Annotated in this window: 17 protein-coding genes; 9 read left to right on the top strand and 8 right to left on the bottom strand. The window is 45.2% G+C overall.

Annotated elements, in window-relative coordinates; translation table 11 throughout:
• The first annotated feature begins 109 nt into the window (after nt 1–109).
• The 3 genes from V7R35_RS14090 to hemL all read left to right on the top strand — a co-directional run bounded on the left by V7R35_RS14090 (nt 110) and on the right by hemL (nt 3,164).
• Nucleotides 110–748: a TetR/AcrR family transcriptional regulator gene (locus tag V7R35_RS14090; protein ID WP_334015538.1), complete on the top strand. Its 639-nt coding sequence runs from the start codon at nt 110–112 to the stop codon at nt 746–748.
• A 117-nt stretch (nt 749–865) separates the two neighbouring features.
• The gene (locus tag V7R35_RS14085) at nt 866–1,879 is read left to right on the top strand and encodes an aspartate carbamoyltransferase (protein ID WP_334015537.1); all 1,014 of its coding nucleotides are present in this window, start codon (nt 866–868) and stop codon (nt 1,877–1,879) included.
• A gap of 4 nt (nt 1,880–1,883) precedes the next feature.
• Nucleotides 1,884–3,164, top strand: coding sequence for a glutamate-1-semialdehyde 2,1-aminomutase (gene hemL / locus V7R35_RS14080; RefSeq protein WP_334015536.1), 1,281 nt, complete (start codon nt 1,884–1,886; stop codon nt 3,162–3,164).
• Between the two features lie 129 nt (nt 3,165–3,293).
• Here hemL and V7R35_RS14075 read toward each other — a convergent pair whose 3' ends face one another.
• From V7R35_RS14075 to glnK, 4 genes are all read right to left on the bottom strand, one after another.
• On the bottom strand, nt 3,294–4,223 hold the full coding sequence (locus tag V7R35_RS14075) for a Dyp-type peroxidase (protein ID WP_334015535.1): 930 nt from the start codon (nt 4,221–4,223) through the stop codon (nt 3,294–3,296).
• Between the two features lie 90 nt (nt 4,224–4,313).
• Complete coding sequence (ggt, locus tag V7R35_RS14070) at nt 4,314–6,005, bottom strand: gamma-glutamyltransferase (protein WP_334015534.1); 1,692 nt, start codon at nt 6,003–6,005, stop codon at nt 4,314–4,316.
• Between the two features lie 298 nt (nt 6,006–6,303).
• Nucleotides 6,304–7,551: an ammonium transporter gene (locus V7R35_RS14065; RefSeq protein ID WP_334015533.1), complete on the bottom strand. Its 1,248-nt coding sequence runs from the start codon at nt 7,549–7,551 to the stop codon at nt 6,304–6,306.
• 33 nt (nt 7,552–7,584) lie between these two features.
• The gene (gene glnK, locus V7R35_RS14060; protein ID WP_012516988.1) at nt 7,585–7,923 is read right to left on the bottom strand and encodes a P-II family nitrogen regulator; all 339 of its coding nucleotides are present in this window, start codon (nt 7,921–7,923) and stop codon (nt 7,585–7,587) included.
• 273 nt (nt 7,924–8,196) lie between these two features.
• Between glnK and V7R35_RS14055 the strand changes: the two genes are divergently transcribed.
• Nucleotides 8,197–9,018 (top strand): hypothetical protein, encoded by an 822-nt coding sequence (locus V7R35_RS14055; protein ID WP_334015532.1) that lies wholly within the window; start codon nt 8,197–8,199, stop codon nt 9,016–9,018.
• Nucleotides 9,019–9,050: 32 nt separating this feature from the next.
• On the opposite strand, the gene V7R35_RS14050 is transcribed toward V7R35_RS14055, so the two are convergent.
• On the bottom strand, nt 9,051–9,770 hold the full coding sequence (locus V7R35_RS14050; protein ID WP_334015531.1) for an AraC family transcriptional regulator: 720 nt from the start codon (nt 9,768–9,770) through the stop codon (nt 9,051–9,053).
• 72 nt (nt 9,771–9,842) lie between these two features.
• Here V7R35_RS14050 and V7R35_RS14045 point away from each other — a divergent pair, with 72 nt between their 5' ends.
• On the top strand, nt 9,843–10,757 hold the full coding sequence (locus tag V7R35_RS14045) for a DUF808 domain-containing protein (protein WP_334015530.1): 915 nt from the start codon (nt 9,843–9,845) through the stop codon (nt 10,755–10,757).
• 399 nt (nt 10,758–11,156) lie between these two features.
• Nucleotides 11,157–11,459 carry a hypothetical protein gene (locus V7R35_RS14040; protein ID WP_334015529.1) on the top strand — a complete coding sequence of 101 codons (303 nt, stop codon included), beginning with the start codon at nt 11,157–11,159 and terminating at the stop codon, nt 11,457–11,459.
• Between the two features lie 281 nt (nt 11,460–11,740).
• Here the strand turns inward: V7R35_RS14040 and mrcB are convergent, their stop codons facing one another.
• Entirely contained in the window at nt 11,741–14,098 is a 2,358-nt protein-coding gene (mrcB, locus tag V7R35_RS14035; RefSeq protein WP_334015528.1) for a penicillin-binding protein 1B, read from the bottom strand.
• A gap of 229 nt (nt 14,099–14,327) precedes the next feature.
• Between mrcB and V7R35_RS14030 the strand changes: the two genes are divergently transcribed.
• On the top strand, nt 14,328–15,584 hold the full coding sequence (locus V7R35_RS14030) for a lytic murein transglycosylase (RefSeq protein WP_334015527.1): 1,257 nt from the start codon (nt 14,328–14,330) through the stop codon (nt 15,582–15,584).
• A 70-nt stretch (nt 15,585–15,654) separates the two neighbouring features.
• Here V7R35_RS14030 and hrpB read toward each other — a convergent pair whose 3' ends face one another.
• A complete protein-coding gene (gene hrpB, locus V7R35_RS14025; RefSeq protein WP_334015526.1) occupies nt 15,655–18,258 on the bottom strand; it encodes an ATP-dependent helicase HrpB in 2,604 nt (867 codons plus the stop codon).
• Between the two features lie 232 nt (nt 18,259–18,490).
• Between hrpB and thpR the strand changes: the two genes are divergently transcribed.
• Complete coding sequence (thpR, locus tag V7R35_RS14020; RefSeq protein WP_334015525.1) at nt 18,491–19,120, top strand: RNA 2',3'-cyclic phosphodiesterase; 630 nt, start codon at nt 18,491–18,493, stop codon at nt 19,118–19,120.
• Between the two features lie 115 nt (nt 19,121–19,235).
• Nucleotides 19,236–20,090: a formyltetrahydrofolate deformylase gene (gene purU, locus V7R35_RS14015; protein WP_334015524.1), complete on the top strand. Its 855-nt coding sequence runs from the start codon at nt 19,236–19,238 to the stop codon at nt 20,088–20,090.
• Nucleotides 20,091–20,212: 122 nt separating this feature from the next.
• Here purU and V7R35_RS14010 read toward each other — a convergent pair whose 3' ends face one another.
• On the bottom strand, nt 20,213–20,599 hold the full coding sequence (locus tag V7R35_RS14010; protein WP_334015523.1) for a hypothetical protein: 387 nt from the start codon (nt 20,597–20,599) through the stop codon (nt 20,213–20,215).
• Nucleotides 20,600–20,918: the final 319 nt, after the last annotated feature.

Below are 20,918 nucleotides of genomic sequence, written 5' to 3'. Positions count from 1 at the left end.
TATTAAGCGACATTAACGTACTATTGTTCACGTTATGTGCTATGCTAGTATATTAATACTAGACCGTCCAGTTTGGTATTTATTTTTTGTTAAATTTGTGAGAAAAACAGTGACAACGCCTAGAAAACAAGGTCGCCCTAAAAGTGAAGAAAAGTACTTATTAGTGCTTAATGCCGCCTCGCACCTATTCCTACACGATGGTTTTTCTAAAACATCCATGGATACGGTTGCTAAGGCGTCTGGGGTTTCAAAACAAACCGTTTATTCACACTTCGACAGCAAAGACGCGCTGTTTCAGGCAGCCATTACCTCTAAGTGTCGGTCGTATCAGCTTGATGCCGAGCAACTTATCGACATAACTGACGGTACTTTGTCGCTGTATGAAGGTCTAAAAAAAGTAGGTGCACAGTTTGTACGCCTTATTCAAGACCAAGAAGCGGTTGCTATGTTTCGGGTTATCATTGCTGAAGCGGTAAACAATACGCATGTGGCGAAACTGTTTTATGAAGCTGGGCCGCAGGCATCAGTAATTACTTTGAAGGACGTGGTAGAGCAGTGTGGCGCAGGTAAGTTAACCAGTGAGCAAGCCCACGAGTTAGCATTAGATTTCTGTGCATTACTTAAAAGCGAGTTACACACCATGATGCTGTGTGGCATTCGCAAGCCAATGACCGAAAGCGAGATAGAGTTACATGTTTCAAAAGCAGCGAAGAAAACCTGTCTGCTATTTGACTATTACCTTCAGTAACATTCGTTAAGCTTTATCCACATATTCGCGAATAGCCTTTGCACGTATGCACAGTTAATGACTTATACCAGTTGGTATTATAAACTAGCGCCGTTTTCGTTGATGATTGAGTAGCGCATGTCTGACTTTACCGGTAACCACATTCTTTCGGTTAATCAATTCGATCGCGAGGCCATTGAGAGAGTCTTCTCAGTTGCCGATTCCATGCAGCCTTATGCTAAACGCCAAAAACGCACCACCGTGCTGGAAGGTGCTATTTTAGGTAACCTTTTCTTTGAACCCAGTACACGTACTCGTGTAAGCTTTGGTACTGCCTTTAACTTGCTTGGCGGCGAGGTTCGGGAAACCACAGGCATGTCGAGTTCGGCCCTTGCAAAGGGCGAATCGCTATACGATACCGCTCGTGTGCTAAGTGGATATTCAGATATCATTGCCATGCGTCACCCTGCCGCTGGCTCGGTGGCAGAGTTTGCCGAAGGCAGCCGCGTACCTGTTATTAATGGCGGCGACGGCGCGAATGAGCACCCTACACAAGCGCTGCTAGACCTATTTACCATCAAGCGTGAACTTGAGTATAACGGCAGAGGCATAGATGGCCTGCACATCGCGATGATTGGCGACTTGCGCTACGGTAGGACCGTTCATTCGTTATCGCGATTACTTTGCTTGTTTAAAGATATTCGCTTTACACTTATCTCACCTAAAGAACTAGCCATGCCGCAGCCTATTATCGATGCTATCGAAAATGCAGGGCATAAGCTCACTATTACCAATACGCTAGAAGGTAATATGGATGCAGACATTTGTTATCAAACTCGCATTCAAGAAGAGCGTTTCCCATCACAGGAAGAAGCGAATAAGTATCGCGGTAAATTCAGATTAAATCACTCAATTTACACCAAACACTTCCAATCAAAGACCGTTATCATGCATCCACTTCCAAGAGATTCGCGTATGGAAGCCAACGAATTGGATAACGATCTAAACCTTAATCCAAACCTTGCCATTTTTAGGCAAACAGACAACGGAGTGCTGGTTCGAATGGCACTGTTCGCTTTAACGCTGGGTGTTGATCACTTGGTGTCGAAATACGAACGCGACGTGGTTTGGTACAGCAATAAGAGTAAGTAATTACATGCAAAAATCTGAAGCATTATTTGCCCGCGCGCAACAAACTATCCCCGGTGGCGTTAACTCACCTGTCCGTGCCTTTAAGGCCGTTGGTGGTACACCTCGCTTTATCACCAAAGCAGATGGCGCGTATATGTGGGACGCTGACGGAAAGCAATACATCGACTATATCCAGTCGTGGGGCCCGATGGTATTGGGTCACAACAACGCTAAAATTCGCGAAGCTGTTATTGCAGCATCGCACAACGGTTTGTCGTTTGGTGCCCCTACTGAAGCCGAAGTTATCATGGCTGAAACCGTAAGCAAGCTAGTACCATCAATGGAAATGGTACGTATGGTTAACTCGGGCACTGAGGCCACCATGTCGGCTATTCGCCTTGCACGTGGCTACACCAGCCGCAACAAAATTATGAAGTTTGAGGGCTGCTATCACGGCCATGCCGATTCTTTACTAGTTAAAGCGGGTTCTGGCGCCCTTACGCTTGGCGTACCAAGCTCGCCAGGTGTTCCAGAAAATGTCGCTGAGCATACGCTTACTGTTGAGTACAACAACATCGACAGCGTTAAGCAGATTTTCGAAGCGCACGGCGACGACATTGCTTGTATTATTGTTGAGCCTGTAGCTGGAAACATGAACTGTATACCACCTGTAGACGGCTTCTTAGAAGGGCTTCGTGCTATATGTGATGAATATGGAAGCGTACTTATTTTCGACGAAGTAATGACTGGCTTTCGTGTTTCGCGCGGTGGTGCGCAAGAGCGCTATAACGTTAAACCAGACCTTACCTGCTTAGGTAAAGTCATTGGTGGCGGTATGCCAGTAGGCTGTTTTGGTGGTAGAAAAGACATTATCACGCACATCGCGCCTACAGGACCTGTATATCAAGCGGGTACACTATCAGGCAACCCAGTAGCCATGGCAGCCGGCCTTGCAGCAATGGAAGAAATCCAGCAGCCAGGTTTGTACGATTCAATTTTTGAAAATACACAGAACTTGGTAGACGGCTTCCAGGCCATTGCCGACAAGTACGGCGTGCCGCTTACCACGAACGTTGCCGGTAGCATGTTCGGTATTTTCTTTACCGATGTAGAAAAGGTAACGAACTACAAGCAGGCAATTAACTGTAACACGGCGCAATTTAATAAGTTCTACCACGGCATGCTAAACGAAGGCGTATATCTTGCTCCTGCATCTTATGAAGCAGGGTTTGTATCAAAAGCCCATGACGCCAGTGTGATTGAGAAAACACTAGCGGCTGCTGACAAGGTGTTTAGCACGCTTTAAAAGTGTGCAAGTGCAGATTTAGCTGTAGCCATACAATACATACTAAAAAGCCCCGATCATCGGGGCTTTTTTTGTTTGAAGGAACGTTTTAATTAGTGCTGTTTAAGACAGTTATTTTCTGGCTTTTACCTATTCACTCTGTAATAGCTTAGCCTGCTGTCTTATAAAGCTAATCGAAGGGGCAAAAAACGCAGCGCCGGTTTCTGCGCTGGTAAAATCTAACCAGCGGTCGTAGTCGCCCTCACCGTTTCCGTAAATTTGACTATGTAGCATATCTTTAAACGGTCTTGCGCTAGCACTGCAACTTACAAACATTAGCCCCTGTGAAGCCATATCACCATAAGGCATCCCTTGCTTAATAAGCCTTGGCTCGTCGCTATCAGGAGTAGCGCTACTAGCACGTACATTATGAGACGACGCAGACTGCTCGTTACTCACTAGGTTATGCTCTTGCGTTGTGCCCATTACCTGCTCTTTTTGACGGACAGACAAACTGTTCCAACGGCGTAAATCGTGGCGAAAACGCTGAACATGTAAATAACTGCCGCCCTCAAAATCTGGGTCGTCTTGCCCTATGATGGCAACTTTCCTACGCTTCATGCCTCGAGGATTATCCGCAGCATAAAGAAAGCCGTTTAAGTCTCTTCCGTCCAAATAACGAAAACCGCGTATTTGCTCTACCAGCTCAACGTGAATACGAAGTAAATCCATCACCTCGATACCAACAGCGTGACAGATATCTAGTCGATCGGCGCGTATTTGAATAAAGATATCGCATGGCATGGTAGGCGCGCTTCTGTCTTCGCACTGCATGTCAGGAAAAGGGGTAAGTTCAACGGGGATAAGGCCTGGATATACTTCGTTCCAATATCCCGTACCAATAGCAATAACACCGGTTACCATAGCTTCATAGTGCTCATTTTCAAAATGCTCAAAAATGTCTAGCACGCGCGATAGCTTTGCTCGCACAGCCTCACTGTCGTCATCAATAACGTTCAGCATTAAGTATTGTGCATGCAAATTAGGCTCAGCGCAGATGCCTTTTTGTGGTTGTGTCATTGCAGCTCTTTTTAATTTTTTACTTGCTCGGCATATCTACCATTATACGGTACCACCTTTTACCGCATGTAGATGTTTCTCATAGTGTGCTTAATAGCCGGCAGCTTGTCCATCTTTTCGACTTTCCGATGCACCAAAATACACGCCTTTTTGCTTATCCCACGCTATCGCTTGATACCCGCCAAAGGCGCCGACTACCCGTTGTAGTTTATGGCCTCGCTCCATCAGCTCTCGCTGAACAGTCTCACTAAAGCCAGACTCTAAGCTTACGTAGCCACCATCCATCATCAGTTCACCGGTTGGGCTACTTGAGCCACTATGCAAAATGCGTGGAGCATCACCGGCTTCTTGTAAGTTCATGCCAAAATCTAAAATATTAACGATGATTTGCGCATGCATTTGAGGCTGAGTACCGCCTCCCATTACACCAAAGCTCATTACTGGCTCACCATTTCTGGTAACAAAAGCGGGTATAATGGTATGGAAAGGACGTTTGCCCGGGCGATATTCATTAAAATGTCCTTCTTCCAAGGTAAACATTTCGCCTCTATTTTGCAGAATAAAACCAAGGCCTGGCGGCGTCATTCCCGATCCCATACCGCGGTAATTGCTTTGAATAAGCGACACCATATTGCCCTCTTTATCGGCAACGGTGAGGTAAATGGTATCGCCCTCGTATTTACCTGAATCAACTCGCGTAGCTGCTTTGTCGTTATCAATAAGCTGTTGGCGCTGCTTTGCGTACTCTTTCGATATTAACCAGTCTACAGGAATATCATTAAAGTCTGGATCGGCATAAAACTTAGCACGATCTTCAAACGCCAGTTTTTTCGCTTCAACGAACGTATGAATATAGTCTGCAGAGTTAAACCCCATACCTTCAATATCGTAACGCTCTAATACGTTAAGTATTTGTAGTGCCGCTATACCTTGACCGTTAGGTGGAAGCTCCCAAACGTCATAGCCACGATAATTAGCCGATACGGGCTCAACCCACTCAGACGTGTGCGACGATAAATCTTGATAGGAAAGAAAGCCGCCTTGCGCCTGCATGTAGGCGTCGATAGTGCGTGCAATATCGCCTTTGTAAAACGCATCACGGCCACCCGTAGCAATCTTTTCATACGTAACAGCAAGGCCTGGGTTTTTAAACACATCACCCTTTTGCGGAAGCTTACCGTCAATTAAAAAAGTATCTGCAAAGCCATCATAGTGACCAATACGTGCGTTATTCATTCCCCAGTAGTAGGCAATAAGCTCTGATACCGGAAAACCGTTTCTTGCGTACTCTATCGAAGGTGTGAGTAAGGTAGACATGGGCAGCTTTCCGAATTTCTCATGAAGCGAAAACCAACCGTCTACTGCGCCAGGTACCGATACTGGCAATGGGCCAAATTTGGGAATTTTGTTTAATCCGCGCTCTGCAAACACCTCTTTAGTGAGTTGGCGCGGCGAGCGGCCTGATGCGTTAAGCCCAAACAGCTTCTTTTGTTTGGCGTCCCACACTATTGCAAATAAATCACCGCCTACGCCGCACCCCGTAGGCTCGACAAGCCCTAGCATGGCATTAGCTGCAATAGCTGCGTCTACTGCGGTTCCGCCTTGTTTTAAAATATCTAGCGCAACTTGTGTAGCAAGCGGCTGACTGGTGGCTGCCATTCCGTTTTTAGCAATAACTTCAGAACGACTGGCAAAAGGCTTTCCGGTAATTCGATCGTAAGCGGCGGCTGACACACTAGTAAATGCTAAAGCAGCTAAAAGTAAACGCACAGTATTTCGCATATTTTTCCCTTCAAGAAATCATTTGCCGACAGCAAGGAGGATGGTGCTAAAAAGCCTAACTCAAGCAACTTAGATTTTTTTGGCTTGGCCTGCTTTGTTCAGACAACATCCACATTGCATTTGCATCAGACTAAGGCTATTTCAACGCCATGATGTAGCAATATTGTCATAATACGCACAGCACGCTGAAAAGTGGAATAAAAATAAGACAAATGAAAAAAGCCCCGCGATTGCGGGGCTTAAGCGAAGTAATTAAGGCATTAAAATTATTGTTTTACATTGCCTAATCAAGACTCTGTTAAGAGCGGCTGCTAGTGAAGTCTGGGTATGCTTCCAAACCACATTCACTCATATCAACGCCGTCGAACTCTTCTTCTTCACTTACGCGAATACCCATAACGGCTTTAAGTACAAGCCATACAATTAAGCTAACTACGAATACCCAAACGAAGATTGTTGCTGCGCCAATTAGCTGACCTGTAATGCTTGAACCGTCGTTAGTGAAAGGAACAAGGATAAGACCAAGTAGACCTACTACGCCGTGAACAGAGATTGCACCTACAGGATCATCAATCTTAAGCTTATCAAGACCAACAATTGAAAGTACTACCAATATACCGCCAAGGCCGCCAAACAGCGTAGCTTGAAGCGGTGTAGGTGTAGAAGGCTCTGCTGTGATAGCAACTAGGCCTGCTAGCGCGCCATTTAGTACCATTGTAAGGTCGGCTTTACCAAACAGAATGCGTGCAACGATAAGCGCAGCAATTGAACCACCCGCAGCGGCAGCGTTAGTGTTCATAAATACAATGGCAACCGAGTTTGCACTTTCTACTGTAGCAGTAGCTAGTACAGAACCGCCGTTGAAACCAAACCAGCCCATCCAAAGAATGAATGTACCTAGTGTTGCTAGCGGTAAGTTAGCACCTGGGATAGCATTTACTTTACCGTCAGCAGTATATTTACCTTTACGAGCGCCAAGTACTAGTACACCAGCAAGTGCAGCTGCTGCACCAGCCATGTGAACAATACCTGAACCTGCGAAGTCAGAGAAACCAAGGTCGCCTAGCGTATACATACCGAATACTGCTTCACCGCCCCATGTCCAAGCGCCTTCCATTGGGTAGATAAAACCTGTCATAACAACAGCGAATGCAAGGAATGCCCAAAGCTTCATACGCTCAGCCACCGCACCAGATACAATAGACATTGCCGTTGCAACAAATACTACTTGGAAGAAGAAGTCTGCAGAAGGTGCATAGGTTGCTGGCTCTTCAGCAACGCCAGTTGCGCCATCAGCCATAATGCCGCTTAGGAAAGGACCCCAATCGCCGCCGCCATACATTATGCCGTAGCCACACACCATATACATGGTGCATGCAATCGCGAATAACGCTACGTTTTTAGTTAGAATTTCAGTGGTATTCTTTGCTCGAACAAGACCTGCTTCAAGCATCGCGAAGCCTGCAGCCATCCACATTACCAATGCGCCGCAAACTAGAAAATAAAAGGTATCTAGCGCATACCCAAGTTCAAAAGTGATTTCCATTATGGTTTTCTCCGCAAAATATATCGTTGTGGCTTACAGCGCGTCGCTATCCGACTCACCAGTTCGAATACGAACGGCATGTTCAAGGTCATATACAAACACCTTGCCGTCTCCAATTTTGCCTGTTTTGGCTGCGCCAACGATGGCTTCAACCAGGCGTTCTACCTGATCATCCTGAACAGCAATTTCCAGTTTGACTTTTGGTAGAAAATCCACCTGATATTCAGCGCCGCGGTAAAGTTCAGTGTGTCCTTTTTGACGTCCAAAGCCTTTTACTTCGGTAACGGTCAAGCCGTCGATACCGATTTCTGAAATGGCTTCACGAACATCATCTAGCTTGAACGGCTTGATGATAGCTGTGACTAGTTTCATGTGTTGCTCCCAGTTTTATGTGTTGTTATTCGATAAATCGCGTGATTTACAAGAGATAAACCAAGAGCTATGCCACAAATAATTATTCAACAAAATCATATATATAGTCATAGAAACCAGACATTGCGCACGAAATAACGCACCAACATGGTGCAATGACTTGTTTTTGCCCAATGATGGCGCGGAAAAGCCTGCTCGCACGTTCAGTAAACTAAAAAGTGCGATGAAATTAGGATGGAACTATTTGTTAGGGGTAAGGGTCTGTTGATAACTATGACGACTATTTCTGACAACTTTTACGCCCCAAACCGTTTCGATACCAACGATAACGGCGGATTAAGTTCTGATAGCGCTACTCGACCTGCATTCGGATGGCGGGCATTGTTCTCGTCTTTTTTCGTTCATTTTTTAGGGGTAGCCATAATAATTGTTGCAGGGCAGTGGCATCTTGTTGAAAGAGAGCCTGCTGAATCAAAGCCATTACCTGCACCAGTGCAAGCTACGCTCTATTTCCCCCAAATACCCAAACCTCAATTACCTTCTGAAAGTACGCCTAACAATGTTAAAAGCGACACGCCACAATTAGAGACACCATCGGAGGCAGAAAAACCTACACCTAAGCAGCAAGTTGTTGATGAAAAGCCTGTTTCAGATGCAGTAGCGCCAATAATTAAACAAGCCAACGACGTTAATGAACCTCCGCCTGCTGCTTCCAAGGTGCCGCCTCCCGCGAGTCAGGCAACACCAACAACCCCAAATCAAAGAGCGGGTCGCTTAACGCTTTCCCCTAAGGAAGCAGTAGCCAACTATTTTGATGGCTATAATCGACAGCAACTACGAGGCGTGGCCCAACAAGAGTCTTCTGCGTATCAAAGTAAAAAACAAAGCCCAGACTTAGTCGATACAAGAAAAGGAGAGCCGGAGCCTTTAATACCACCTCGCCCAGTGAAAAACGTGAACTGCGCTAGCACAACTAACAAGGTTATAACGTTTTTAAGTGGAATGGCTGGCGGTACGTTAACGTGCACCAAAATGGACGACCATAATCGTTTTATTGATGCCAGAGTACAAAAAACGCCCAAAGAAGGGCAATAGGCGCATAATGAGACAATACAAAAAGGTATGTGCTATTTTCTTTTATACACACCAGGCGACTGACCAAATGTCATCTTAAAGCGTCGCGAAAAGGACGTAACGTCGTCGTAACCTGTCGCCAAGGCAACGTCTAAAATGGGTGTATCTGTGTTTCGTAATAACGCACGAGCTTTTTCCATTCTTGCATGCACTAAATAATCTCGTAAGCTCATACCGGTAGAGGCTTTGAAGCGCACTTTGAATTGAGTTTGTCCCATACAGGCAATAGCTGCAAGCGATGAAATTGTGTGAGCTTCAGACAAGTCATTGTGAATGTGAGAAAGTACTGGCGTAATGCGTTTATCGTTCGCAATTCCAGCCTTCGCCTGTGCTAACAGCGCCCAAAACAAACGTGATGTTTCTTGCTGGGCGGTGCGCTCTGCATACGATAGATGTACTTCAATAAAATGCAAAAAAGACTGTAGCGAATGGTCAACTTGAAAAATAGGGTTGTGGGCATTTTTTAGTTGTTCGGGAACATCGTACATATCAGCAACAACAAACTTCGAAAGCTCATTGGCTCTAAAACTGTGCTGCTGTGTTGGTGAAATACAAATTCCTTCCCCCACACCAACGCTGCCACTGTAGTCGTCCAGGGTTATTTCTATGTGCCCATTTATTGGAAGCACAAGCTGGAAATGGTCGTGCGCGTGACTACACATAGCCTTTGTATAAGAGCGAATAGAAAGTGATGCGAAATCAGATGTATTCATGTCATTATTGCCAACGATAAACTGCTCAGCGTATGCTTTGCTTTACCTAACTAACGATACAAGGATATTAACGTGGCCGCAGCCAATTTACTTGCCCTACTCGACGATATCGCAACATTAATGGACGATATTGCTACTATGTCGAAGGTAGCAGCACAAAAAACCGCTGGCGTGCTGGGTGATGACCTAGCGGTGAACGCAGATCAAGTTCAAGGTGTAAAAGCAGATCGCGAGTTACCTGTGGTTTGGGCCGTGGCTAAGGGCTCGTTACTCAATAAAGCTATTTTAGTGCCGGCCGCTTTAGCAATAAGTGCATTTGTTCCAGCATTAATAACCGTGCTGTTGGTGCTAGGTGGCCTGTACCTTTGTTTTGAAGGTGCTGAAAAGCTGCTGCACAAGTATTTACCCCACGAAGATGAGGTTCAGGCACGAGAAGCTCGTATTGAGGCACTTACTCAAGAAGACGTTGATATGGTTGCCTTCGAAAAAGACAAGATAAAAGGCGCTATAAGAACCGATTTTATTTTATCGGCAGAAATCATTGTTATTGCGCTTGGCACAGTAAGCGATGCTTCTCTAACTACGCAAATAGGTGTTTTGGTTGCGCTTAGCCTTGCGATTACCGTTGGAGTATACGGACTTGTGGCAGGCTTGGTAAAAATGGATGACGTCGGTCTTTATATGCTTCGCAAGTCGCTTACTGGAAGTATGAACGGACTGCAGCGTTTTATTGGAAGGGCGCTACTTGTTACAGCACCAGCATTAATGAAAACATTGGCGGTTGTGGGCACCGTGGCCATGTTTTTAGTAGGTGGCGGTATATTAACTCACAGCATTGGCTTTATGCATGTAATAACAGACTTGTTCGTAAGTGCTGCGCCAAATGCCGCATTGGTGATGTCTATTCTTGCTGATGGCATGGTAGGTGTTGTTGCCGGCAGTATTATCGCGCTCGTATTCGCCTTAGTTTCCAAATTAAGAAAGTAATTATTTCAAGTCCCTTTAGATAGAGAGCGCATTTGGGCGCTTTCTATCTTTTTCTATTAACACTGACCTCTTAAGCCTTTCCTCTTAGCCCTTTCCTCTTAAAAGCGCCAAAACAAACCCAAATCCCCCAAAAAATTCTAATTAGTGTTTTTGACCAACTTGGTTTCAAAAACGCTAAATTTTAGTTTTCTTGTTTCTTTGGCATTCTTAAAAGATCTTTTTCATAAATTAATAACCATTAAAATTCAAACACTTACAACAATTCCAAAAAGTGGCACATCCCTCGCTATAAACTAATTGTTAATTGATAACGACTTAATATCGAAACCCTTAGCAACACGATAGCTGCCACGCAGTATGTTTCAGTGCAGTGTCTAACTTTACTTTTTGGAGATTATTATGCTTTTCGGTCGCAAACTTTTCACTGCACTTAAATTATCTGCTGTATTGGCTACTGGCGCATTCAGCGCATCGGCAATGGCAGAAGCCAACCACAGCGTTGAAGCTTACACAGATATGATTGTTGAAAGTGCGGTTTATAGTGTTAAACAAGATTTGTCTTTAGGCGTAACGTACGACGTGCTTACTGCTAGCCACACATTTGAGCCAAAAGCCGACGACAACACACTGATTGCGGAAATCACGATTACGTCTATTGAGCCAGAAGTCGAAGATAAGAACGCAGACGACAACGACGCATAAGGAGCTTGCTATGTTAACCGCCGGTACACTGTTTATGTTAGTGCTTGGCCCGTTTATCGCCTTTATGGTTAGTGCCTTGCTTTTTTCAACAGCACGCATGTTCTTGCAAAAAGGTCATTAAGATTGCTAGAGCGTGTTGACCTTCGCGTTACGTTTTTAGCCGCTTTGCGGCACCACAATTTGTTCCCTTGCCTTCCCTGGGCACTTCGCTCCAGAGGGAGATAGAAAGCACGCAGTTATTGCCAAGTGATGGTGTTTTCTATCTTCTTACTGGAGTTTTTTTATCCAAAAATTCGCTCCCACCAGCTTTTCTTTTTCTGCTTACGTTTCTCTTGAACTGGCTTGCCTGCGCAGTCTTGCTGTGCCGGGGGAAGCACATCAAGAATGGCGGGAACGCTTAAGCTGCCAGCACATCCAGCCACTACTACTGCACCACTTTTAGCATCAAAGTGTGCTATGCCAAGACCTTCAGGAAAACGGCGTGACAATGACTTCGGCGCTTGAGACTTCATGTAATTGATAAACACGGGCAGCGCACCACCGGCTCCGGTTAAGTTAACCGGCTGATTATCGTCGTTACCAACCCACACCGTTACCACGTTGTTTCTATCGAAGCCACTAAACCAGCTATCGCGGTAGTCATCGGTTGTACCCGTTTTTCCTGCCATATTCACACGCCCAAAGTTTGCACCAACGCGCTTGGCAGTGCCATCTGTGGTTACTTTGTAGAGCGCATAATTTAATAAATAGGTAGCAGCTTCGTCGGTACGTTGAGAATAAAATTCAGCTTTCTTCCACAATAACGCGTTCTCCGCTGTCACCACAGAGGTAACCGTGTGTAAAGGTACGTAACGCCCGTTGTTAGATAGTGTTTGATACATCTGATTGGTGACGAAAGGAGTAAGCTCAAAGGCGCCTAGCGTTAACGAAGGCACTTTCTCCACTGGGGTATTTACGCCTAAGCGCGCCAACGTGTCAGCAATAGCATCTAAGCCAACCTGCATACCCAAATTAACAGTAGGTACATTTAAAGATTCAGTTAGCCCTTGTAGAAGCGGCACCTGCCCTCTAAAAGTTTTGTCATAATTTTTAGGCGACCACTGCTGTCCATTTTTACTTTCTAAAGTAATAGGCTCATCCATCAAAGGGGTAGCTAAGTTGAACTGAGTAGGATCTTCAAGTGCCGTTAAGTAAACTGCCGGCTTTATTAGCGAGCCAATAGGCCGCTTGGCATCCAATGCACGATTGAAGCCTTTAAACGCATAGTCTTTACCACCTACAATCGCCCTTACTTCACCGCTGCTACTGTCAGTAACTACCATTGCGCCTTGCAAGGCGGCCTTTCGGTCTTTTTGTAGTCCATTTAATGTACCAGCAAGTGCTTTTTCTGCACGGCGCTGCGCTACTATATCGAGGGTTGTAAATACCTTAACCCCCGAGTCGCGCAAACTTGGCTCTGCAAGAATTTCATTTAGCTCTTTGCGTACTCGCTCCATAAAGGCTGGGTGTTTTCCGCTTGCTAAGCTTGCGCCGCTTGCAAGCCCTAAAGGCATGTTTATATAACGCTCATATTGCTCACGATTTATTTCGTTTTCGTCGAACAACATTCGCAACACCAAATCACGTCTTTCCTTGGTGCGCTCAGCATATTTACGAGGGTTGTAGTATGAAGGCCCCTTTATAATTGCAACCAACGTTGCAATTTCTGGCGTGCTTAGCTCGTTGGCAGGGCGGTCGAAATAGAAGTAACTCGCCAATCCAAAACCGTGCACAGCCATATCGCCATTTTGGCCCAAAAACACTTCATTTAAATAGGCTTCAATAATTTCAGACTTGCTGTAACGCGCGTCAATAATTACCGCCATTAGCGCTTCTTTGGCTTTTCGAACAATAGAACGCTCGCGAGTTAAGAACATGTTTTTCACTAACTGCTGGGTTAGCGTACTACCACCTTGCACAGTACGGCCGGCGGCAATATTTGCCATTAAAGCCCGAATAATAGAAAGCGGTGCTACACCGTGATGGTTATAAAAGTTCCTATCTTCCACCAAGGTTAATGCCCGTGGCAGCATGTCGGGAATAGTGTCTAGCGATACCAACATTCTGTCTTCATGAGAGCCGCTAGTCATGCGGGTTACCAACCACGGCTCTAACTTCACTGAGCCGTAGGGGCGATCTTCCGATTTATCATATATCTCGCCAATGCGGGCACCACTCCAGGTAATAACCAAATGTCTTAATGGCTCGGCCCCTTCAGGAAATTGAAACGCTCTTCGCTGAACATTCAGCACGCGGTTTTGGTAGCTGTATTCGCCACTACTATTAGCAAACGCAACTTTTCGATAGCCAAGTAAGTTGAGTTCGTCGATAACTTCTTGAGGCGTAATTTCTTCGCCCTTACTAAGCTCTAACGGACGAGCAAAAATTTGCGCTGGCACTTCCCATTTATTCCCCGAAAATGAATGCTTTATTTGCGCGTCTAAGTAGAATGCATATGCTCCTAAAACAACAAACCCAATTAAGCACAAGCGCAAGAAAAGTTTAAAAAACCATGCGCGCTTTCCCGCGGTTTTATTCGCTGCAGGTTGTTTAGAATTACGCTTTGAAGGTGATGCTTTGTTTGATTGTTTTTTTGCCACAAAAATACGCCATGAAGAAAAAGTGATAACTTACTGTTAATCACTGAAAACAGATGAAAGTACTACCCTTAAGAGCGATAAACATTACCATTGGGCTTACCTGCCAACAACCGAATTGCCTAATTAATACAGCAGTACGCATCAGTTGTTTACTTTACACATTGAATTTTACTCGCGTTTAACAGTCACAATGCGATAGCATGCCTATACGCAACAAAGGAATAGTACTATGCGCTTAGCTTCTTTTCAGTCTTCTTTTTTCTCTGGTTTTACGCGCTCTAAAATTAGTCTGCGCGCCTCTGCCGCTTTTATCTTAACTGTGCTTTCAGCAACATCTGTTAACGCTAACGATAACTTCGCCAACTGCACAGCCGATTTGGCTAACAAAGCCAAAGAAGAAGGAGTAAGCCAGACTACCATAGACACGCTTTTTCCCTCGTTAGTTCACCAAGACCGAGTTATCGAACTAGATAGAAGCCAACCTGAGTTTGTGCAAACGTTCCCCGGTTACTTCAGTAAACGCGTAACACAGTGGCGCACCGATAAAGGCAAAGAAATGTATGCAAAGCACAAAGATTTGCTGCATAAACTAAGCGACAAATATGGTGTGCCCCCACATTACCTTCTTGCCTTCTGGGGTCTTGAAACTAACTTTGGCAGCTATAAAGGGAAAATGCCGGTACTAGATTCGCTTGCTACACTTGCTTGCGACAAACGTAGAAGCCAATATTTCACTCAAGAGTTTTTAGTGGCTGTTAAGTTGATGGAACGCGAAAAACTTACCCGTGAAGAAATGATTGGGTCGTGGGCAGGCGCCATGGGACACACGCAATTTATGCCGTCGGCGTACACACACTATGCCATTGACGGTGATGGCGACGGTCAAATAAACCTATGGGCTAGCGAAGAAGATGCGTTATCTTCGGCGGCCAATTTTCTAGCCAATTTGGGCTGGGAAGCAGGCTATAGATGGGGCCGAGAAGTACAATTACCCAACGACTTTAACTTCCAACTGTCAGGCTACAAGAATCGTCAGCCATTGTCTGAATGGAATGAGAAAGGCATCAAGAAAGCAAACGGTAGCGCATTAGGCGAAGGCGATACCAGTGCCTATGTTATTGTGCCAGCAGGCCATGAAGGGCCCGCGTTTATTGCTTATAAAAATTTCCGCGTAATCATGCGTTGGAACAATTCAGAGTTTTATGCCATTGCTGTTGGCGTTCTGGCCGACCGCATTGCAGGCGCGTCAGGTATCAAAGCTGCATTGCCAGACCTGCCGGCATATAGCCGCAACGACATTATCACGCTTCAAAGTAAACTGAATGCTTTGGGCTTCGATGTTGGCAAACCCGACGGCATTATTGGCCCTGCCACACGCGAAGGTATTCGCAACTACCAAATTGCGAATAACATGATTGCTGATGGTTTTCCTGGCCTTGCGCTAATGGCAGCGCTAGAGGTCCCGCTTGAGAAAAAGCGTACCTAGCAATTAGCTAAAGGCGCTCAATAAAGGGCGCCTTGCAAACTACTGTAACCTTAAAAAGTGCTTCTTCTGACTACATATTCTTCTTAGTTTTGGCTGTTGGCGACGCCGTTGATGGGTCGTCAGGCCAAAAATGTTTGGGGTAGCGCCCTTTCATTTCTTTTTGTATTTCTTTGTAACTGCCCTGCCAAAAGGCCTGTAAATTACTGGTAGTTTGCAGTGGACGACCCGCAGGTGAGAGTAATTCACATATCACAGGCACCTTGCCATTAGCCACCGTTAACGGCGCAGCCTGTGAATACATTTCTGTCATTTTTACCGCCAGCACTACATCGCCATTTGCGCGGTAATCTAGCTTTGCCTGTCTACCCGTAGGGATGGTAACTGCGGTGGGCAACAGTTGAGCTAGTGCATCTTGCTGGGGCCACGATAACGCATTGTTTAATAGCGTGTTCCACGCAATCGCATTAAGCGCTTTTATCGACGTACAGACCGCTAACGCTTCGTTTACGCTTTCAATCGACAATTCTAAAAGCGCTTTTAATGATCGCGGCCAACGTTCGGGCTCATCGAATGCTTTTTCTTGGGGAAGGTTTATTTGACCTGCAAGGGCAACGCGATTCCACCATTGCCAATCGACATCTGACAACGGCCACTGCTGGATAGGAAGTTTCTGTAAATAGGCCAGCCATGCATTTACCGTCGCAGACTTAATAAACGCCTTGTTTTTCGCTTTTTCTTGCGCCGTAATTGGCGCACTTCTCAATACAATGCCATAAAACCCATATACACTGCGTGCCTCTAATTGTCCCGTTTCAGTGTTTATCATCACCTTAAAAGACTCGGTAAACGCATGCTTGAACACACGCTGTAATACATCTTCTTGAACAGGCTGCGCTTGTCTTATAGCAACATTACTATTAATAAGCTGCCCATCAAGCACAGCAAGCCATGTGAGCGCGCTTGAGTTGTTCGTCTGAATTGATAGCTCTGCGCCTTTACCGCTGGCCAACTTGTAGTTGAGCACTGCGGCGTTACTATTCTTTAAGTACGCCACCTGCATTGGATACGCAATGGCAATACACAGCCCCAAAGCTTGCTCGTCTATTGAAGACAGATCAATATCCGTTTTTTGCAGCCCAACATACCGTGCATATCGTTGTGCCTGCCGTAAAATTGTATTTCGCTCATTTGCCGAACAGCGCAACAAGACATCTGCCACCATTGTGTGGCTAGAAGAGGCGCTTTGTTTTAACTGCACTTGGCCTTCACTAAGCGCCACAACAACTGGCGCTGCTAGCTTTAATTGTCGGTTTAATTCATCAGTTAACCCGCTAATGCCATTTTTTACCGACAGAAGAAGGTGTGCAAGATGCACTTGACAAGGTAACCCAGACAGCGCTCTTCCATAAGGCGTAACGGTAGACAGCGGTGAATTTGCTTTATCAGATACACAGCTTACCGCGCCAATGCGGTTAAGTTTATCGCGAGCAGCATTTAGCTGTGCACTTGATGGCTTTGTAAGAAGTGCCAATGAATTGGGCGTGCTTCCCCACGTATAAGTGCTTAATAAAAAGTCGCTTAAGTCTTCTTTTTCTATTTGCGCAAGGCCGTGTTTAGCTAGTCGCTCGAAGCTCTCCTTGCTGCAAAGCCTGTAACACACGCCTTCGCTCACTCGTCCCGCACGTCCCATACGCTGTGTTGCGCTTGCTTGAGAAATACGCTGCTGTGTTAGCTGAGTGATATCGCTTGATGCATGATACTGAGCACTGTTTTCCCACAGACTATCGATAACCACTTTAACCCCTTCAATGGTTAAGCTGGTTTCGGCAATATTGGTGGAAAGAATAATCTTGCGTCGCCCATTTACGTCTGTGCTTATAGCGTTTTGTTGCGCCTCTTTACTCAAAGCACCATATAAAAAATGAAGCGCAATATCTTCGCTTTTTACTAGTGCTTCTATATTGCTTGCAACGCTGTAAATACTGCCTCTGCCTGGCAGGAAAACCAAAATATCGCCGTCGTCTTGCACAACTGAGCGCTTTATTATGTCGGTGACTTTTGCATTAACATCTCGGGCAAGTACATCGTTGGTATAACGCACTTCTACAGGAAAAGTACGCCCCTCAGAATTCAAATTCTGAGTAGGCAACACGCTGTGTTGCTGCATTAACTCGTTCAGTGGTTCTATATCTAACGTAGCCGACATAACGACTAATCGTAAATCGTCACGCAATCCCGCTTGTACTTCTAACGCAAGGGCCAGCCCAAAGTCGCTGTGAATACTGCGTTCGTGAAACTCGTCGAAAACAATGGCACCAATACCCGTTAGTTCTGGGTCTTGCTGTATCATTCGGCTAAGAATGCCTTCTGTAATTATTTCAAGCTTGGTTGACGCGGAAGTTTTTGATTCTCCCTTAATGCGGTAACCCACCGTTTGCCCCACCTGTTCACCAAGTTGTTTTGCAAGAAAGTCGGCTAAATTTCTTACCACCACTCTTCTTGGCTGCATAAGCAGTACTTTTCCATCTATATCTGCTTGCAGTAACGCTAGCGGTAATATTGTCGACTTACCGGCTCCAGGCGGCGCACCCACCACAACATTGCTGTTTGCTATGGCGTGCTGCAACGGCTCTACTAACTCAAATGCAGGAAGGTGGGAAAACATCTGTAACATAAAGACAATATTGGTGCGCTAATCTTGGCACTATTGTACCTGTTTTTATCGTATATATGTTTGCTCGCATCACCAGCACAGTACGAGAAGTTAAAATACAGAACTGATCGCATTGCCTATTAACCAAGGTAAGATATAACCGTAACGTAAAGGCACGTGCTAAACGCTTGCCTTCTGAACATATGTTATTGCTGTAATTTGGCTTTCGACATTCGATTTAAAAAGGTGTGATATGCGGTGTTTTATTGGTTTGGATTTAAGCGCAACAGAAAAGCTGGCACTAGACAGTTGGCGCCAGCAAGCTCTGCCCGAAGTCATGCCTCGTCAAATAACACCATCTTCCGCGAAAGGTTTCTCTAACGGTGGTCCTCAAGGCTCTACGCAGCCCTACGCTGTACCAGCGGCGAACTATCATATAACGCTGTGCTTTCTTGGCAGCATTACACATCGTCAGCACGAAGCGTTAATTTACGAGCTAGACAACCTTGTAGCAGAGCCTTTCAGCCTGACTCTTGACAGTACGGGTGTATGGAATGGGCCAAAAATCTTGTTTAGCGCACCAGATAATCCACCTGAGCCTTTGATGTTGCTGGCAAAAGCATCTAGAAAGGCAGCGCGCCGCGCCAGCATTCAAGTAGAGAACAAGCCTTACAAGCCTCATGTAACCATGGTGAGAAAAGCCACCGCGGCACTACCATTGCCGTTATACAGTCCGAGCGTTGAAGTACATGCGTCGGCGTTTCATCTCTTCGAGTCGGTGTCGACACCACAAGGGGTGACCTACCCTATTCGTCATTCCTGGGCGCTAAAGCATAGTATGTCGGTAAGAGAAAAGCTTAGACGCGGTATTACGGACGAGTAACACGCCCTAGAATGACTTATGCTTTTTTAGCCTGACCTGGCGCGCCTTATTTGCCTTTACTTCTTTTAATGGCAGCGGTACAAAGATAGACCGTTTTTCGATTATCAAAATTTTCATGCAACAAACATTTAGATTAGTTATCGACTGCCCCGACCAAATAGGGCTTGTCGCCAGTGTTTCCCAGTTCTTAGCCGATCACAACGCCACTATCGTTGAAGCCAGTCATCACACCGATCTTCAGACTGGCCGTTTCTTCATGCGACACGAAATTAGTACCGATTCGTTAAAACTAGACCATCAAAGTTTTGTTGATGCGTTCACGCCGCTTGCTAACGAATATCAAATGAATTGGAAGTTAAGTGACTCTGCAAAAAAACAACGCGTTGCGCTTTTAGCAAGCCTAGAGTCTCACTGTTTAGTTGACCTGTTACACCGCTGGCATACAGGCGAACTACACTGTGATATTCCGGTTATTATTGGCAACCACCCGCAAATGAAGCAGTTTGCCGACTGGTATAAAGTGCCATTCCACTGGGTTGATTTTAAAGCGTTGGGAAAAGAAGCTGCTTTTGCCCAAATAAGCACGTTGCTGCAAGAGTACAAAATAGACCTCACTGTACTTGCGCGCTTTATGCAGATTCTTCCAGACTCGCTGTGCCAAGAACTAGAAGGGAAAGCCATTAATATACATCACAGCTTCTTGCCTAGTTTTGCTGGCGCTAAGCCGTATCAGCAAGCCTACGATCGCGGCGTGAAACTTATTGGTGCAACCTGCCATTACGTAACGAAAGACTTAGATGAAGGCCCTATAATTGAACAAAGCGTTAAACGTATAAGTCATAGTGACAGTGCGGCAGATATGGTGCGAAAAGGTAAAGATTGTGAAGTTACCGCACTTGCCCACGGCGTACGCTACCATTTGGAAGACCGCGTTATTATTCACAGAAATAAAACCGTGGTATTTGCTTAGTAAGATTGGCCTAGCGATATTTGCAAAAGCCATTATTGCTTAAAGGGGCAAGCACCTCACGTTTTTCATCTTACAAGCCCGGTATTTTGTAAGTACTGGGCTTTTTACGAATTACAGGTACTTCACACATTTATCTTCGCTTGGTTGAATCTTTCCTCACCCATCACTTCGCGCAACCTTGCTTTAATCACTTCAGATTTGTGCGGGTATTGAAAGTCGAACCCTTTACCGTTGTTTCCTACTATTACGCCTAAGTAGTGATAGCCAAAGTTAAACGCATAAATGCTGTCGCATTTAAGCTTAATAGACCCTTCATGCAACTTGTACATTTGATGAAACACAATATATTCACCGTCATTGTGAATAAGCGTTTCAATAGGGTGTTTTCTTATATAGTAGGCACTTCTTGAATACCCCCAAAAGGCTATACCAATAACGATAATTAACGCCGATACCGCGCTCGATTGGCCATCGCTGCGATATATGTTAGCGATAAAGAGAAGCGACATAATCCCTGGCGTACACCAGAACAAAGCCTTATTTAGCCTTTTTGTCACCTTTATATTTGGGGACCTTCCCTGCATAACTTTCAATATCCATATTGTGTTCTGTTAAATCCAAATACATCACAAAGCGGTTTCACTTTCAATACTGTTCCAAAGTCATGCAGTTTAATTTAAAAGAGAGGCCAGAACCTTGTCATTGATATGTAGCTTTACTGAAAACGCCATTTAGCTGTATATGCCGTTGTAATGCATACATTAACGTTAAAGAGCATTTAACTTACATTTACATTACCTTAAGATGATATTTGTCAAAAAACGTTAA

It is taken from the genome of Alteromonas sp. S167 (genome assembly GCF_036864375.1).
Classification (GTDB): domain Bacteria; phylum Pseudomonadota; class Gammaproteobacteria; order Enterobacterales; family Alteromonadaceae; genus Alteromonas.
The sequence above is the reverse complement of the archived record's forward strand: the minus strand, read 5'-3'. Positions and strand labels throughout refer to the sequence as shown.

What these genes read in the sequence shown, in the direction of transcription:
- V7R35_RS14085 (WP_334015537.1), top strand. Translation starts at nt 866, where the DNA reads ATGTCTGACTTTACCGGTAACCACATTCTTTCGGTTAATCAATTCGAT.
- hemL (WP_334015536.1), top strand. Translation starts at nt 1,884, where the DNA reads ATGCAAAAATCTGAAGCATTATTTGCCCGCGCGCAACAAACTATCCCC.
- V7R35_RS14075 (WP_334015535.1), bottom strand. Translation starts at nt 4,223, where the DNA reads ATGACACAACCACAAAAAGGCATCTGCGCTGAGCCTAATTTGCATGCA.
- ggt (WP_334015534.1), bottom strand. Translation starts at nt 6,005, where the DNA reads ATGCGAAATACTGTGCGTTTACTTTTAGCTGCTTTAGCATTTACTAGT.
- V7R35_RS14065 (WP_334015533.1), bottom strand. Translation starts at nt 7,551, where the DNA reads ATGGAAATCACTTTTGAACTTGGGTATGCGCTAGATACCTTTTATTTT.
- glnK (WP_012516988.1), bottom strand. Translation starts at nt 7,923, where the DNA reads ATGAAACTAGTCACAGCTATCATCAAGCCGTTCAAGCTAGATGATGTT.
- V7R35_RS14055 (WP_334015532.1), top strand. Translation starts at nt 8,197, where the DNA reads ATGACGACTATTTCTGACAACTTTTACGCCCCAAACCGTTTCGATACC.
- V7R35_RS14050 (WP_334015531.1), bottom strand. Translation starts at nt 9,770, where the DNA reads ATGAATACATCTGATTTCGCATCACTTTCTATTCGCTCTTATACAAAG.
- V7R35_RS14040 (WP_334015529.1), top strand. Translation starts at nt 11,157, where the DNA reads ATGCTTTTCGGTCGCAAACTTTTCACTGCACTTAAATTATCTGCTGTA.
- V7R35_RS14030 (WP_334015527.1), top strand. Translation starts at nt 14,328, where the DNA reads ATGCGCTTAGCTTCTTTTCAGTCTTCTTTTTTCTCTGGTTTTACGCGC.
- hrpB (WP_334015526.1), bottom strand. Translation starts at nt 18,258, where the DNA reads ATGTTACAGATGTTTTCCCACCTTCCTGCATTTGAGTTAGTAGAGCCG.
- thpR (WP_334015525.1), top strand. Translation starts at nt 18,491, where the DNA reads ATGCGGTGTTTTATTGGTTTGGATTTAAGCGCAACAGAAAAGCTGGCA.
- purU (WP_334015524.1), top strand. Translation starts at nt 19,236, where the DNA reads ATGCAACAAACATTTAGATTAGTTATCGACTGCCCCGACCAAATAGGG.
- V7R35_RS14010 (WP_334015523.1), bottom strand. Translation starts at nt 20,599, where the DNA reads ATGTCGCTTCTCTTTATCGCTAACATATATCGCAGCGATGGCCAATCG.